Annotated in this window: 13 protein-coding genes and 1 riboswitch; of the genes, 5 read left to right on the top strand and 8 right to left on the bottom strand. The window is 46.7% G+C overall.

Translation table 11 applies throughout. From position 1 onward, the window contains the following. Positions 1–52: 52 nt before the first annotated feature. Genes R3P39_RS15735 through R3P39_RS15720 form a run of 4 tightly spaced genes read right to left on the bottom strand, consistent with a single transcriptional unit; the run spans position 53 to position 3,333 of the window. On the bottom strand, positions 53–556 hold the full coding sequence (locus R3P39_RS15735; protein WP_336568643.1) for an Lcl C-terminal domain-containing protein: 504 nt from the start codon (positions 554–556) through the stop codon (positions 53–55). Between the two features lie 9 nt (positions 557–565). Next, on the bottom strand, positions 566–2,257 hold the full coding sequence (locus R3P39_RS15730) for an Lcl C-terminal domain-containing protein (RefSeq protein WP_336568642.1): 1,692 nt from the start codon (positions 2,255–2,257) through the stop codon (positions 566–568). 17 nt (positions 2,258–2,274) lie between these two features. Then, a complete protein-coding gene (locus tag R3P39_RS15725) occupies positions 2,275–2,607 on the bottom strand; it encodes a hypothetical protein (RefSeq protein ID WP_336568641.1) in 333 nt (110 codons plus the stop codon). 24 nt (positions 2,608–2,631) lie between these two features. Continuing rightward, entirely contained in the window at positions 2,632–3,333 is a 702-nt protein-coding gene (locus R3P39_RS15720) for a DUF2982 domain-containing protein (protein WP_336568640.1), read from the bottom strand. A gap of 228 nt (positions 3,334–3,561) precedes the next feature. Here R3P39_RS15720 and R3P39_RS15715 point away from each other — a divergent pair, with 228 nt between their 5' ends. From R3P39_RS15715 to msrA, 3 genes are read left to right on the top strand one after another with little or no spacing between them, the layout of a single operon-like run. After that, positions 3,562–4,614 (top strand): efflux RND transporter periplasmic adaptor subunit, encoded by a 1,053-nt coding sequence (locus R3P39_RS15715; RefSeq protein ID WP_336568639.1) that lies wholly within the window; start codon positions 3,562–3,564, stop codon positions 4,612–4,614. A gap of 5 nt (positions 4,615–4,619) precedes the next feature. Beyond that, on the top strand, positions 4,620–7,718 hold the full coding sequence (locus R3P39_RS15710; protein ID WP_336568638.1) for an efflux RND transporter permease subunit: 3,099 nt from the start codon (positions 4,620–4,622) through the stop codon (positions 7,716–7,718). Further along, a complete protein-coding gene (gene msrA, locus R3P39_RS15705) occupies positions 7,719–8,249 on the top strand; it encodes a peptide-methionine (S)-S-oxide reductase MsrA (RefSeq protein WP_336568637.1) in 531 nt (176 codons plus the stop codon). It begins immediately after the preceding gene. Between the two features lie 36 nt (positions 8,250–8,285). On the opposite strand, the gene R3P39_RS15700 is transcribed toward msrA, so the two are convergent. Both R3P39_RS15700 and R3P39_RS15695 read right to left on the bottom strand, forming a co-directional pair. Continuing rightward, entirely contained in the window at positions 8,286–10,148 is a 1,863-nt protein-coding gene (locus R3P39_RS15700; protein ID WP_336568635.1) for a TonB-dependent receptor domain-containing protein, read from the bottom strand. A gap of 47 nt (positions 10,149–10,195) precedes the next feature. After that, a riboswitch (cobalamin riboswitch) is annotated at positions 10,196–10,360 on the bottom strand. 95 nt (positions 10,361–10,455) lie between these two features. Further along, positions 10,456–10,938, bottom strand: a complete 483-nt coding sequence (locus R3P39_RS15695) for a YajQ family cyclic di-GMP-binding protein (RefSeq protein ID WP_336568634.1) — start codon at positions 10,936–10,938, stop codon at positions 10,456–10,458. A gap of 157 nt (positions 10,939–11,095) precedes the next feature. Here R3P39_RS15695 and R3P39_RS15690 point away from each other — a divergent pair, with 157 nt between their 5' ends. Beyond that, positions 11,096–11,446, top strand: a complete 351-nt coding sequence (locus R3P39_RS15690) for a VanZ family protein (RefSeq protein WP_336568633.1) — start codon at positions 11,096–11,098, stop codon at positions 11,444–11,446. Continuing rightward, complete coding sequence (locus R3P39_RS15685; RefSeq protein ID WP_336568632.1) at positions 11,439–12,350, top strand: ketopantoate reductase family protein; 912 nt, start codon at positions 11,439–11,441, stop codon at positions 12,348–12,350. Before R3P39_RS15690 ends, R3P39_RS15685 begins: the two co-directional genes overlap by 8 nt. Here the strand turns inward: R3P39_RS15685 and thiI are convergent. Both thiI and R3P39_RS15675 read right to left on the bottom strand, forming a co-directional pair. Further along, a complete protein-coding gene (thiI, locus tag R3P39_RS15680) occupies positions 12,331–13,788 on the bottom strand; it encodes a tRNA uracil 4-sulfurtransferase ThiI (RefSeq protein WP_336568630.1) in 1,458 nt (485 codons plus the stop codon). The two genes, R3P39_RS15685 and thiI, sit on opposite strands and share 20 nt — an antisense overlap. Positions 13,789–14,124: 336 nt before the next feature. After that, positions 14,125–14,781, bottom strand: a complete 657-nt coding sequence (locus tag R3P39_RS15675) for a TetR/AcrR family transcriptional regulator (protein WP_336568629.1) — start codon at positions 14,779–14,781, stop codon at positions 14,125–14,127. Between the last annotated feature and the right edge of the window lie 129 nt (positions 14,782–14,910).

Raw genomic sequence — 14,910 nt, 5'->3', positions numbered from 1 at the left:
AGTTTCTCTGATCCCAAAGCAGTTTTAGACCAACCAACTGATTGCTCTGAAGCTAGCGGTAATACCTCACCAAACGGAGAAAAGCCGCGGCGTTCTTGTTGGTGGGATTGTTTTTGCCATCGGCAAATTGATATACCCAGGCAAAGCTCGGCTCTGCGGTTTGAGTGGTTGCAGACCAGTAATTGTTACTTAAGGTTTGTGGAAACACATTTATGTCTATCGCTGGGTCAACGCACTGCTGTTGTAAGATACTGGCAAGCTCTTTAATATTAGGCACTTGCCAATCCTCATAGCCCGCATAGTTATTTTGTTGCGAAGCGGTCAAGGCTTGCTGCCAAGTCAGTTGCTGCGCTGTGCCATCACAGCTTTGTGTTTGCGAATTATACACTTGCCCGACACTGCAACGCTGCCACATTAAACCAGTCACGCTATCGGCCACCGTGCCATCGCTATTGGTGGTAAATCGATCGGTATTGGCATTAACATCGACACAAGTTTGTGCCCACACGTTCGTTGCTAACAACAGCAGGGGACTAAAATGGATAAGTACTTTCATCGCTCATTCCTATGGGTTTCTTACTAAGCGAACAAAGGCGGCGCTGGACTTTTCAATGGCAAAGTCATTGCCGGTCACCATGTCCAGCACGAAAGCACGACGCTGGGTACCATTAAGGCCGTCAATGCTTGATTGTGCAGTCCAATAGTAAAGGTGCCCTAGTACACTTTGGCTAGGAAGGTGAGGAAAAAACTGCTGGTCGAGAAGCACGTTACCATCAGCACCATAATCCATAATGCTCAGCAACTCAGTGTAAGTAGGTAACCGCCAGTTGTTACCGCCACAATAACTTTGCTCACCTGCTGCAGGGTTGTTCACTTCGTCAATCAAGGCTTGAATGCCGCAATGGCTGTCTTGAGGACAAATGGTATTCGCAGGGGCTTCATAGCTACTTTGAATGTCACTGCCGCTGGCACGTAATGACCAACTATAGCTATTTTGAGCGTTGCGCTGAGAAGTATTAGGAAGGGTACCGGCAGAAGCCTCTTTGACCTCCCAAATAAGCCCAGTAACATTGTCTCTAACACACGCAAAATCACTGGCATCATCAGGAAGCTCGTCGGCAAAACGATTTAGTTTAGTAAAATCAAATCCCGCATCTCCACGACCTTCTTTGGCCACCACTGCGGCATAAAAGTCTCGCCCACGCTGGGCATCTTGCCTCGTAAAGCTGCTCTCGCTACATGTGGTAGCCTCAGTGTTATTAAAACACTGTGTTTGCCCAGTATCGTTTATTTTACCCAATGGCTTAGCGTCGATTGCAACGGTAATGTTGTCGCTCGCGGTGCGGTTTTGAGTATCGCTAACCTGCAACTGAAACTGCAACTCGCTCTGGCGATTTTGATCCGGTGCAGTAAACCTAGCTATGCAGCTATCGGCATTTTGCAGTTCAACCTGCTCACCACTGGTAAGCTGACTCCAAAAACATTGCTTTTGCCCAGATACGGTATCGCTATTACTGCCATCAAGGGTAACGGCGTCGAACTCTTGGACTTGCTTATCCTCTCCGGCGTCTGCAATGATAACCTCGGGGTTTGCCACTAAGCCGACACTAAACTGAGTGCTGGCACTGCCCCCTTCATCATCGCTAACCGTTAACTGCCAAACAGCAGCTTGTGCCATATCAAGCAATGGATGGGTAAAGCTCAGGGTTTCCCGGTTTACGTTATCTGCTTGAACGGTTTCTGGCCCCTGAAGAAGCTGCCACTGATATGAAGCAATAAAACCATTTTCATCGGGATCCACTGAATCTTGGGCACTGAGAGTTATGGTGTCTTGATACTTAACCGTGCCTTCTGGCGCGATCTGGGTAACGATTGGAGTTGGTAATTGGTTTTGAGATTGAATGGCAACCGTAACTTGATCGGATGCAGAACTGCCATTAGGCGCGGTATAGCTTACTTGAATCACAAGCTCAACGTCTGCTTTGATATCTGGGGCGGTGAACACCGCTTGAGACTCGGTAATTGGAAAGCCTTCAACACTCGGGCCCGAGATGATTTGCCAGTTGAAACTGCCTTCTGCTGGCGAAGCCTGAGCTGTGATAGTTACCTCAGATTTTTCCACCACTTGGAGATCGGCACCGGCATTCACAGAAGCGCTTACTTCAACAACGCTATCGTCACTGGAACCGCCACTACCGCCACACCCACTTAGGATGCTAACCAGTAAAATGGCACTACTCCACCTTAGTGCATTCATACCGCTCCTTATAATATTTATAAATAGCTTTCTTGGTGTATCCTGACAAATAGTTTAGTACCCACCTTGCTGTAGTCTACTTTGTATTCACGGCCATCGAGTGACTGGATAAATAACAGACGTTTCACTTCACCAAACACATCAATACTAGAGACATGAACAATTTCTAGATAGCGCTCTTTTGCTTCACGACGATTTTTCGGTAACTCTTCTTTAAATGGTTGCAACCCGGTAGCAGTGACCTTAATTTTTGGATGATTTTCGCCATTAACGATTACAAGATCTAATTTTTTGTCTTTGTGGATAAGCGTATTTCGCCCACTTTTAATGTAGGAAGACTCTATGCTCATGTTAGTGATTCCTGTTACATCTTCTTAGGTGGTTGATTCTTCTACCAATGTTTTTACCACCTCTTCTGGATTAAGTTTCCAGCGGTTTAACAACGCTGAAAATCGCCAAATGTCCCTATCTAAAGCTGCAGCCGGGACCAAAAGGTCATAACCTGTCACTGTTCTTAAATTGTCCATTCGATTCGCAAACATTGCCATCAGTCCAGTATATTCTACGCCAGCTTTGGAACGGTATGTCGTTTCTTCAATAAGCCATTCGGACGGGCAGTTGCCATTTTCGCAATGCATTTTAACAGCTTGTAAAAAAATATGCCGCTGTTCTATTAATAATTTTCCCGCTAACCGAGGGGTTAAGTCTGCTAGAAACTCATCAATGTTATTAAGTTTAATACCAACTGCATTTAACTCAAGTGTTTCAAGCCCTTGATGTGCTTTAGGAATACCGCAAGAGTGTAAGTTATCGTGAGCAATACACCAATACCCATATTTGTGCACATATCTAACCGTATGTTTTGTAAGATATAAACTGTAATAAGGTTGCTGGCTTTTTAAAAAGCCAATAAAAATAGCCACCAACATGGCACTGGCAAGAAAAATCTCTAGAATGGTTATCCCTGTGCCGCGCAGGTTGACAAATAGCATGATCACTACCAACCCAATGCCACCCACCAGCATAAATTCGGCGCCATGACGGTCTGCGGTGGCCCTTATTTTCGCTTCAAGCATAGGTATACCAACAGTAGAAAAGGTACATGATGATCGCCCAGACAACTAACCTTCGTATTGTCATGCATTGTTTGCAAGAATTGCTCGATTTCATATTACTCAAATTTGGTACAAGCTCCCCAGTTTAGTGATATTTTCGTCAAACACACAAATTAATAGGATACGCCGTAGACTCTGATATCGTTTAATTTTGTAAACTAGAGTCAAACTAAATTCTAGGTTAAAGCTATGCGTCATCAAACAGGAAAAGCACTCTTCCCTTTTATTATCGTTGTGCTGATTGCCATAAGCGGCTATCTGTATTTACCACAATCACAAGGTCAACCTACTCGAGGGAGTGGCTCTGCTACGGCAGTTAAGGCACACACGGTCACCACCGAGCAGCGCACCATTGCGGTCAACTCTATTGGCTCAGCTAGGGCAAATCAAGCGATAAATGTCACCAGCGCCCAAAGCGATTACATTACCGCCTTGTATTTTGATGATGGTGACGTGGTTAAGCGAGGCGACAAGCTCGCTCAACTCAGAGATGACGAAGAGCAGCTCGACATCAAAGCCTTGAAAGTGACGCTCAAAGAAGAGATCCGCCAACTTAAGCGACTTAAGAATCTGGCACAAACTCAATCTGCGGCGCGCTCACAACTGGAAGCACAATCGGCAAAAGTGGATATGTTGACGGCGCAGTTAGAAGCGACCAAAACCAAATTGGCTGAACTGTCTATCTACGCGCCATTCGATGGCTTACTGGGCACTAGAAATGTCTCCATTGGTAGCTTCGTTAATAATAACACCGTGCTCACCACCCTTGATGACATCAGCATCATTAAGGTCGACTTTCAAGTTCCAGAAAAGTACCTAGCGCAACTGGCCATAGGCATGCAAGTGAATGCCACCAGTGAAGCATACCCAGGAGAAACGTTCAGCGGCGAAGTATCACATATCGACCCACGCATTAATGAACAAACTCGCTCTGTCAGAGTCACCGCCAGTTTTGACAACGCTGAGCACCGTCTGCGCCCAGGTATGCTGCTGCATGTGGCACTTGAACTGGAGACACTGACGGCGTTATTAATCCCAGAAAAAAGCATCATCCCGCGTCAAGACAAGCATTTTGTTTTTGTTATTAATGAGCAAGGCACGGCGCAGCAGCGTGAAGTGCAACTGCAAACCCGCTTTAGTGGCTGGGTGGCAATTAATAAGGGCTTACAAGAAGGCCAGCAAGTTGTCACCGAGGGCACATTGAAAATCCGCTCTGGCTCAAAAGTTAAGGTCAAGGGGTAAGCGCAGTGAGGATCACAGACACAGCCGTAAAACGCCCCATTTTCGCCATTGTAATTAACTTACTGTTACTCACTTTTGGCTTAGTCGCCTTTTCAATGTTACCACTGCGGGAATACCCCGACATAGAAAGCCCAATAGTGAGTGTCAGTACTAACTATACGGGGGCCTCTGCTGAGGTAGTAGAAACCAAAATCACCCAAGTGCTAGAAAATCGTATTTCCGGTATCGAAGGGATAAAAAGCATCACCTCTAGTAGCCGCAATGGTCGCTCTAATATCACCATTGAGTTCACTATCTCTCGTGACATTGATGCCGCCGCGAACGATGTCCGTGAGCGGGTATCACGCGCTCTAGACCGACTACCAGAGCAAGTAAGACCGCCAGAAGTCTCTAAGTCGAACAGTGATGAAAGCCCCATTGCTTGGTTTGTACTGAACAGCGAAACCATGGATACCTTACAACTGTCTGATTATGCCCAGCGTTTTATTGTCGACCGATTGGCGGTAGTCGATGGTGTATCGAATGTGCGCATTGGCGGTGAACGCCAGTATGCTATGAAAATCTGGCTCGACCGCAAGGCCATGGCCGCTCGGGGGATCACCAGTGGCGATATAGAACAAGTACTGCGCCGTGAAAACGTCGAGCTCCCCGCCGGTGAAATCGAATCGATTGATCGTGACTTCTCGGTGCGCATCGCCCGCAGCTACAAAACCCAAAAAGACTTCGATAACTTGGTGATTAAGCGTGGTGAACAAGGCTATTTGGTGCGCTTAGGAGAAGTGGCCGACGTGCAGCTTGAAGCCGCCGACGATGAAAGTACTTTTCGTGGTAATGGCCGTAATATGATTGGCATGGGGATAGTGAAGCAAGCCAAAGCCAATACCCTAGAAGTGGTGGATAACGCCAGAAAAGAGCTAGAAAAGATTAAGCGCAATCTACCAGAAGGCACCACCATTCAAGACAGCTACGACTCTTCGGTGTTTATTCGCGAATCCATTACCGAAGTGTACCGCACTTTGGCCATTGCCATGGCTTTGGTAGTGCTGGTTATCTATATTTTCTTGGGTAACATTCGCGCCACCCTGATCCCAGCCGTCACGGTGCCCGTTGCGCTCATTGCTACTTTTATGTTTTTACTTGCCATGGGCTATTCAATTAACTTATTGACCTTGCTAGCGCTGGTATTAGCCATCGGCTTAGTGGTGGATGACGCCATCGTAATGTTGGAAAACATTTATCGCCGCATTGAACTGGGAGAGCCGAAATTGTTGGCGGCCTACCGCGGCGCTCGGGAGGTTGGCTTTGCCATTATTGCCACGACCCTAGTGCTGGTGTCAGTGTTTATCCCACTGGTGTTTATGGACGGTCGTATTGGTGCGTTATTTACTGAATTTGCCTTTGCAGTGAGTGCTGCAGTGCTCTTTTCTAGTATTACGGCATTAACTCTCTCCCCAGCATTGTGCTCTAAAGTACTCAAACCCAGTAGCTCTGAAAGCCGCTTTAGTCAGTGGATGGACCGTCAATTTTCGCGTCTAGAACAAGGCTACCGCCGCGTTTTACAAGACAATTTAACGCGTAAATATAGCCTCATTGTAATGCTCATTCTCGCCGGTTTTACCAGCTACAGTTTGTTCCAGCAGATCCCCTCGGAACTGACTCCAAAAGAAGACCGTGGTACTTTCTTTGTGATGATGAACGGGCCAGAGGGCGCCAGCTATGAGAATAACGCCGCCAATATGGCTAAAATCGAACAGCAATTGCTGCCCTATGTTGAATCAAAAGAGCTGAGCCGCGTTTTAGTGCGCGTACCCGGTTGGGGTGGCCAAGGTGGTGTGGCTATTGTGGGCATGCCTGATTGGGATGAACGCAAACGTTCTACTTGGGAAGTCATGGGTGAGATCAGCGGCAAAATGCAAGGCATCACCGATATTCGTGCTTTCGCGATTATGCGCCGTGGTATCGGTGGCGGAGGCAACTCACGCCCCATTGAGTTTGTCTTACAAGGCAACGATTACGATGAGCTGGTTGACTGGCGTGACCGCATCTTAGAACGTGCCAGAGAGAACAAAGGCTTGGTTCGTCTCGACCATGACTACAAGGAAACTTTCCCGCAATTTTTAGTCAGCATCGATAAAACCAAAGCTGCTGATTTAGGTGTGTCGGTCAGTGCCATCGGGCAAACATTGGAAACCATGTTGGGCCAACGCCGTGTCACTACCTTTATCGACCGCGGGGAAGAATACGACGTGATCCTTAAAGGCACCAAGAGTGACTTTGCCGCCCCTAATAATATTGCCGATATTTATGTCAAATCCCGCACTGCAGAGTTAGTGCCATTAGACAGTTTGATCAGCATAAAAGAAGAAGCCACGGCATCGCGCCTTAACCGTTACAACCGCATGCGAGCCATCACCATCACAGCCAATCTCGCTGGTGATTATACCTTAGCGGAAGCCTTAGAGTTTCTTAATAAGGTCGCCGCTGAAGAGAACGATATCGATGGTGCCGTTGACTACAAGGGCGAATCACAACTCTTTTATGAAGGCGCTTCGGCCATGACCTACGTGTTTATTTTAGCGTTGACAGTGACCTTCTTAGTACTTGCGGCACAGTTTGAAAGCTTTGTTCACCCGCTGGTGATCATGCTCACGGTCCCGCTTGGGTTGGTCGGTGCCATGTATGGGCTTTTCCTAACCGACAGTACCCTGAATATTTACAGTCAAATTGGTATTGTTATGTTGATCGGCTTAAGCGCTAAAAACGGCATTCTTATTGTGGAGTTTGCCAACCAACTGCGCGATAAAGGCTTGGCATTTGAACAGGCGGTGATAGATGCCGCTGCACAACGTTTACGACCGATTATTATGACCTCGTTAACCACCGTGATGAGCTCAATCCCCTTGGTGCTGGCTTCGGGCCCGGGCTCTGAAAGCCGCATGGTGATTGGTATTGTGATCTTCGCTGGCGTGAGTGTGGCGACCATACTAACCTTATTTGTGATCCCAACGGCTTACACCCTGCTGGCCAGAAACACACGCTCGCCAGAGGTAACCGCTAAGCAGTTGGCAGCACAATCGCAGCAATTTCCAGAGCAGGAGAGATAAATGGCAGACACTCAAGTCGCCACTTTAGGTGGCGGATGCTTTTGGTGTATCGACGCGGCATTTCGCCGCGTTAAAGGCGTAGAATCGGTGCAATCCGGCTATACCGGCGGTCACATCAACAACCCCAGCTATCAAGATATCTGTACTGGCGAAAGTGGTCATGCCGAAGTAGTGCAACTGCATTTCGATCCTGAGCAGGTTAGCTTTGCGGTGTTGTTAGAGATGTTTTTTACCCTTCACGACCCCACCCAATTAAACCGTCAAGGGAACGACATTGGCACCCAATACCGCAGTGTAGTGTTTTATCATAATGCCCAGCAACAGCAACAAACTGCAGATTATATCGCGCAGTTACAGGCCAATTATGATGCTGAGATTGTCACCGAGCTGAGTCCGGCAGCGGAATTTTATGCCGCTGAGTCATACCACCAAGACTACTATGCGGCCAATCCCAACCAAGGCTATTGCAGTATTTTAATTGCCCCTAAGGTGGAAAAGTTTTCTAAGCAGTTTGCCGCCTACCTTAAGTAAAAAAGCAGCGCGGTGAGCGCTGCTTTTAAACGGCAATTAAAAGGTGTAACTGACACCCACATAGGCTTCACGGCCAGGTGGCTTATAACCCAGCAAGGTACCATCGCTTGCCTCTCCCGCTGTGGCATTGAAATACTGCTTATCGCCAAGGTTTTCCAATCTGGCGGTGAGCTTTATATCCTCTAATAGCTGATAGTTGGCAGCCAAATTAATCACGGTATAAGCGGGCAACTCAGCAACATAAGCGCCACCCGCTCCCCAAACATTGTCATTACGTTTACCACGGTGCAGCAAGGTTAATGTAGCGTCTAATTTATGCCATTGTTTGCTGAGTGAGTAGGTAAAGGTTCGTTTAGCACGGCGCAGTAGCTGCTCATTACTAGCAGCGTCTTCGGCTCGGGTATAACTGGCATTGACGGTATGGGTGAAGCCAAAACCATCATTCACAGCGACACTCAAGTCTGCACCGCTGAAGTCTGCGCGCTCAATATTGTATGGTACGTATTTCCACGCATCGTTTTGCTGGTAAACAATTTTATCGGAAATTCGATTGTCATAGAGTGCAATTTCAGCACGAACATCTGCACCAGAGTAGCTCACAATCAGTTCATTATTAGTAGCTTGTTCCGGAGCGATATTGGGGTTAGGTAAGTAATAAGGGCTATCGATGGTAAAGGCTTGCGATAAAGAAGGCGCCCGAAACGCCGTACCATGATTTAGCTTGATACTAATATCATTGCTCAGCCTTTTGCCAATGGCTAGGGTGTAGGTGTTGGCACGACCGTGAAAGTCATAATCATCGCTACGCAGCGCCACTTCTGCAAGCCAATTGTCATCATTATAAAATGCACCTAATGCAACCGAGAGGTTATCTCGTTGCGACTCAGAAAACTTTGCCGTTGAGGCACCAACATCTTCGTTTAGAAAGGTGATGTTACCAGTAAATAACAGCGCATCACTGAAGTGAAATTGTGACTGATATTCAAATTGGCTGCGCTTAGTCACATACGCGTTGTCATCGCTACTGCTACCGATTTGTTTATTTTCTTCTTGGCCATTACTAAATGCCACCTGCTGAGAAAAGGCATCATGACTTCTTTGCCAACTCAGTTTATTGGTGTAATTTTGAAAGCGATATTCATCACTGCCAAAGGCATCATACTCGCCCTTGCCTTCACTGTACTGCGAGCGCAGCGAGAAGAGTCCTGTGGCCCGATCGCCATAACTGATATTAACGCCCATATTGCTATTGCGGTAACCATCGCGGTCGTGGTTTTTGCTGGCTGCTAAGGCCGGATCTTTAGCGATGACATCATAGCCATCCGTCTCGACATACCCAGCATTGGCCGACACCTTCAGCAACTCTTTTTTATAATGCAGAGTCCCTTCAACGTCGGCGTAATTATTGCTGCCAGAAGTAACAGCAAGGGTGTTTTTACTGCCTTTACGACTGATGATATTGATCACTCCGGCAATGGCATCTGAGCCATAAATTGCCGCTTTAGCGCCGCGGATCACTTCAATACGTTCAATACTATTGAGCGGTATATTGCTTAATGAGGCCGCACCGGAATTAGCGTCAGACACGCGCACACCATCGACCAACACTAGGGTGTGCTTGGCATCATTGCCACGCAAAAATAGGCTGACACTCTGGCCCAAGCCACCATTGCGCACGGCTTGAATACCAGCCACGGTATCAAGCAACGAAATCACATCTAAGGCATTGCTTTTTTCAATGTCCTGACGCTGGATCACCGTCACGGCCGCCAGTGTGTCCGGTAAGGATTGCGTAAATTTATTCGCAGTAACACGAATGTGTTCTATGTTTTGCTCAGCGGTCGCCGAACACGAGATAATGGCAGCAACGGCTGCGCTAATAGCAGTTTTATTAACCATGGATTCCCCTAACTTGTACCCACCGTACAAGAACAAATAGTGACCACTCCAAGGCCGGTCTCCGGGCTGAGTAAGCGCTAAACAGCAGACTCACTTTACCGTTGCGGGGGCAGCGTTGGCCTTGAGCTCGATGACTTTCCTTTTCACTCGCACCAACTTCCCGATTATCTATACATTTGGCAACCCAGCTAGGTTGTGTATAGCACCTTGGAAATTCGCAGCTATTGTCTGGGGTTTCGGGAACAATGTCAATGGACGTCTAGAAATCTAGAAGCACCTTATTTAGCAAGGTGCTCACTATGGGGGATTAATCGCGGAAGTTTTTAAACTGGAAAGGTTGACCCAACTCACCTGAACGCACCAACTGCATCACTTCTTGCAAGTCATCGCGTTTCTTACCGTTGACTCGTACCGTGTCGCCTTGGATTGACGCTTGAACTTTGATTTTAGAATCTTTAATAAGCTTAACCAGCTTCTTAGCCATGTCTTTATCAATGCCCTGCTTTAACGTGACTTTGCGCGATACATTTTTGCCCGAACGCTCAATGTCTTTTAGCTCAAAACTGGCCACATCAAGGCCACGCTTAGCCGCTTTCGCCACTAACATATCGAATAACTGCATCACTTGGCTTTCGGCTTCTGCTTTAAGGTTAATCACTTCACCGCTTAATGAGATTTCGGCATCCACACCACGAAAATCGTAGCGCGTTTCGAGCTCTCTGGTGGCGTTATCGACTGTGTTTCTTGCTTCTGTCATGTCAATTTCAGACACAATATCAAATGAAGGCATCTGCTTCTCCTCAATTCATTTTGCCCCGATTATAGCACTGCGTGGCTGTACTGGTGGCGATTATTTTTATTTTTGCCCTACGACTTTAGGATGTTCACCCAATAGCCAGTTTTCAATGTTATACTGCTGGCTCACTCATACAGAAGTAGGATGTATTGTGACAAGGCGTGTTTATAAAACCCTATTAATTATCGCTTTAATTATTTGTACTGTGCTTTTTGCCAAAGAAATAAGTTTATCACCTCGGCTTTTCCCTCACGTGGATAAAGTTGCGCATTTTGCTGTCTTTTTTACCTTGGCGTTTATTTCGCATCACGCCTTTAAGTTTAAGCTCTGGCTACACCTTGCGCTACTTTCACTTTATGGTGCAGGAATAGAGTGGATGCAGCACACACTGCCTTACCGCCAAGCCTCAACGGCCGATTTTATTGCCGATATTGCCGGTGCACTTTGTTACTTTGCGCTGTATTACCTTTGGGATTATTGGCGCCGGGGGCGGCATGCCTAAGCTGTATATTGTTGGTGATGGTGCCATTGGGTTATTGTTGGCAAAGCACCTTAGCCAACAATTTGCTGTGACGCTGGTTACCCGTAAAGCTCACTCTGAGCGCTACTACTATCACGATGCAGGGCATACACAGCCACTTGAGGTGGCAACTTGCCAACAGGAGTCCATCGCCGATAACAGCATCGATCTGCTGCTCATGCCAGTGAAATCCTATCAAGCCCAAGAAGCGTTTATGCAGTTTCTGCCCAAGCTCAGTGCCAATGCTAACCTTATCATCAGCCATAATGGCATGTTGGATTGGCAAAGTGCCCTAGCGCAACTGCAGGGGCAGCAATCGGCCTATTTTTTCAGTACTGCCATGGCCGGCTATAAAACCGCACACACCGTGCATCATACCGGTCAAGGGGCTTCTTGGTTTGGACCGCTCAATGACGCCGCAACAGACAACTACCAAGCTGTGTTTAGCCGTTTATTTAGCAACCTGGAACACGCTGAGCCTTGCGCTGATATTATGACTAAGCTGTGGCAAAAATTAGCGGTGAATATTGCCATTAACCCCCTTACTGCCCTAGCTCAGGTCAATAATGGTCAGTTACTCCAGCCGCAGTATAGTCGCCAGATTTTAGCGTTATTAAATGAAGTGCAAGTGGTGGCGGCAAGTTCAGGGGTCAACTTACCTTTAGCCGATATTTTACATTTGGCCTACACCGTGATGGCGCAAACCGCGGCCAACTTTTCTTCTATGGCACAAGATGTCGCCAAGCAGCGGCAAACTGAAATCGATGCCATGTGTGGCTTTATTGTCGCCAAAGCGCGGCAACAAGGTAACAGCGCCCCACAAAATGAAGCACTGTTACAGCGAGTAATGAAGGTGAGTGGTGAGCTTAAGGGCGATACACCTTAACGTTGGCGTAGCCATTTTCGTGCAAGATCAAGGCTTGCAACTGACTCATTACCCCTCGGGCACAATATAAGAAATACTCTTTATCTTGTGGTAAGTCGCCAAACTTGGTGGCCAGTCTAAAGAATGGTAGGTGGATCACTTCTGTGCCTTCTAACTCCAAGGGGTTTGCATCTTCTTCCTCTGGCGAGCGAATATCCAATACCACAGCATTCGCCGGCAGTTCACTAACCGATTCCGCCTCTTTGACTTCCTCTTTTGCTTCTACTTCAATATCACGTATGTCTTTCACCGTGGCATTGCCAACCACAGTATCTAAAACATCAAAGTCGAATTTAGCTTCTTCAGCCTGAATTTTATCTAACTGTGCTTTTACCGTAGGCTTTTTCGAGATCACACCACAGTATTCTGGCATCGACTCCGCCATCTCATTGGTGCCAATGGCTCTGGCAATACGAATAATCTCTTCTTTATCGTGTTGAATAAGTGGGCGCAAAATCAGCATTTCGGTCACCCGGTCAATAACATTGAGGTTTGCTAGCGTCTGACTTGAGACCTGACCAATGCTTTCACCGGTTACAATCGCTGGGATCCCTAAGCGCTCCGCCACGGTTGCGGCTGCACGCATCATCATACGCTTAAGCACTACGCCCATCTGGCCGCTTTCAACGTTTTCGAGAATTTCAGCCACCACAGGTTCAAAGTCAACCGTAATAAATTTTACTTTATGGGTTGAGCTAAATTGCTTCCACAAATAATGGCTAACTTGCTTTACGCCGATTTCATGGGCCGCACCACCTAAGTTAAAGAATAAAAAGTGCGTGCGGGCGCCTTTACGCATCATTTGATAGGTTGCCACTCCCGAGTCAAAACCACCCGAGATCAAAGAGAGTACGTCTTCTTGAGTTGGCAACGGGAAGCCACCTAAACCAAAATGTTGGTGACGGACGATGTAGGCTTTGTCGTCTTTAATTTCAATTTTAACGGTGACATCGGGCTTTTTCAGTCTTACGCTGGCACCAGCTACGTGCTGATTCAGGCCCCCACCGACGTAACGCTCAACATCGCTGGAAGTAAAGTCGTGGTTGCCCTGACGCTTTACACGCACACAAAAGGTTTTGCCGGTGATCAGCGGCTCAACTAAAGCAATGGTTTGTTGGTAAATATCGTCTAAGCTTTCGAACTGAGTTTCTTGTACCTCAATAAACTGCACAATACCTGGCGTGCGCTTAAGGTTATCGATAAGCGCTAAGCGCGTTTTCTCGTCATCCAACTGGCTCACAACTGAGATATTATCCCAGTTGTTTTTGACTTTTACTTTTTCGTCAACGCGCACCAGTAGCATTTTGATGTTCTTTTCTAGTACCTTGGTAAAACGCTTACGGACGGATTTGCTTTTAATTGCAATTTCAGGGTGCAATTTGACGATAAATTTCAACATACAAGTTACTCTAGTTGGTTCGATTGTCGGCTCGCGATAACACAGCTGCTAGCCAGCAAAAGACAGCAACAACGCACACACAGACCGAAAGACAGTTCGGGCGCGCGAGTATAGCAAATTAGCGGGCGATTAGGAAATAAACAGTTTGTAGAGCCGCAAACGCAGCGTCATTAATACCAATTCGCTTAATTAAGTGGTCTATTTGAGGCAAGAAAACTCTGTCGATAACTAGGCAAAAACTTTGCTATTTAGTTGTTCTAAATAAGAAATTTTTAACGCAGTTAGCGTCGAATTTGCTCCCTCAAATTGAGCAAGTATTAATGTGGATTGGTATAACTAAGCAATACTGGGTAGGCTGGTTTCTGCTAAATTTTGGTAATGTGCTTGCAAACGCGCAATCTCAGGCGCACTAGATGGCGTGGCGTAGGGCTTAAACAACATTAATACTTTGACGATGCCATTGTATATATCTTGCTGCTCCAGCACCCCAGTCATTCTGCGCGCTTTTACGTAAGGTGTCCAAAAGCTTACGGTCATCTTCAGCATATGCGCCACTTCCATGGCATCGGCATCAGAGATGGCGATAATATCACTGTCTCTAAGACCTAGAACCACCGCTTTAACCTGCTCTAATAACCTCGCTTGAAAAGCGATGTATTGTTTTTTTAGCTCTTCATCACGGGCCAGAATGTCGGTGAGATTGTCGTAAAAAAAGTGGTAACGCCACATTAAATCGAATAAAGAGTCGAGATATTGCGTTAACTGCTCTAACGCACCTTGCTGCTGCGCCATTGGCTTAAAGTGCTCATTCAAATGCTCACTGTAGAGTGAAAAAATCTGGCGAATGATGTCTTCTTTATTTTTAAAGTGATAATACAAATTACCAGGGCTTATCCCCAAACTCGACGCGATATGATTGGTAGTAATCGCTCGCTCTCCATGCAGATTAAATAACGCGATACTGGTGCGGATGATTTTTTCCTTGGTATTCATTGCGATTCTCTATTGCTGTTGGTTTGATGACACACTGATGCTGCAGAGCCCTTGACTTGGCAAGTGTTGGAACGAGGCTTCAAAATAACACTAAACACGATGAGATATAAGCGCAAGTCAGACAAAGCT

The organism is Pseudoalteromonas sp. UG3-2 (assembly GCF_037120705.1).
In the GTDB taxonomy this organism is placed as follows: domain Bacteria; phylum Pseudomonadota; class Gammaproteobacteria; order Enterobacterales; family Alteromonadaceae; genus Pseudoalteromonas.
Note: the sequence above shows the minus strand (reverse complement) of the source record. Positions and strands in the feature narration are given on the sequence as shown.

Coding starts and splice junctions, on each gene's coding strand:
- R3P39_RS15685 (WP_336568632.1), top strand. CDS start 11,439: ATGCCTAAGCTGTATATTGTTGGTGATGGTGCCATTGGGTTATTGTTG.
- R3P39_RS15675 (WP_336568629.1), bottom strand. CDS start 14,781: ATGAATACCAAGGAAAAAATCATCCGCACCAGTATCGCGTTATTTAAT.
- R3P39_RS15695 (WP_336568634.1), bottom strand. CDS start 10,938: ATGCCTTCATTTGATATTGTGTCTGAAATTGACATGACAGAAGCAAGA.
- R3P39_RS15730 (WP_336568642.1), bottom strand. CDS start 2,257: ATGAATGCACTAAGGTGGAGTAGTGCCATTTTACTGGTTAGCATCCTA.
- R3P39_RS15715 (WP_336568639.1), top strand. CDS start 3,562: ATGCGTCATCAAACAGGAAAAGCACTCTTCCCTTTTATTATCGTTGTG.
- R3P39_RS15720 (WP_336568640.1), bottom strand. CDS start 3,333: ATGCTTGAAGCGAAAATAAGGGCCACCGCAGACCGTCATGGCGCCGAA.
- msrA (WP_336568637.1), top strand. CDS start 7,719: ATGGCAGACACTCAAGTCGCCACTTTAGGTGGCGGATGCTTTTGGTGT.
- R3P39_RS15735 (WP_336568643.1), bottom strand. CDS start 556: ATGAAAGTACTTATCCATTTTAGTCCCCTGCTGTTGTTAGCAACGAAC.
- thiI (WP_336568630.1), bottom strand. CDS start 13,788: ATGTTGAAATTTATCGTCAAATTGCACCCTGAAATTGCAATTAAAAGC.
- R3P39_RS15725 (WP_336568641.1), bottom strand. CDS start 2,607: ATGAGCATAGAGTCTTCCTACATTAAAAGTGGGCGAAATACGCTTATC.
- R3P39_RS15700 (WP_336568635.1), bottom strand. CDS start 10,148: ATGGTTAATAAAACTGCTATTAGCGCAGCCGTTGCTGCCATTATCTCG.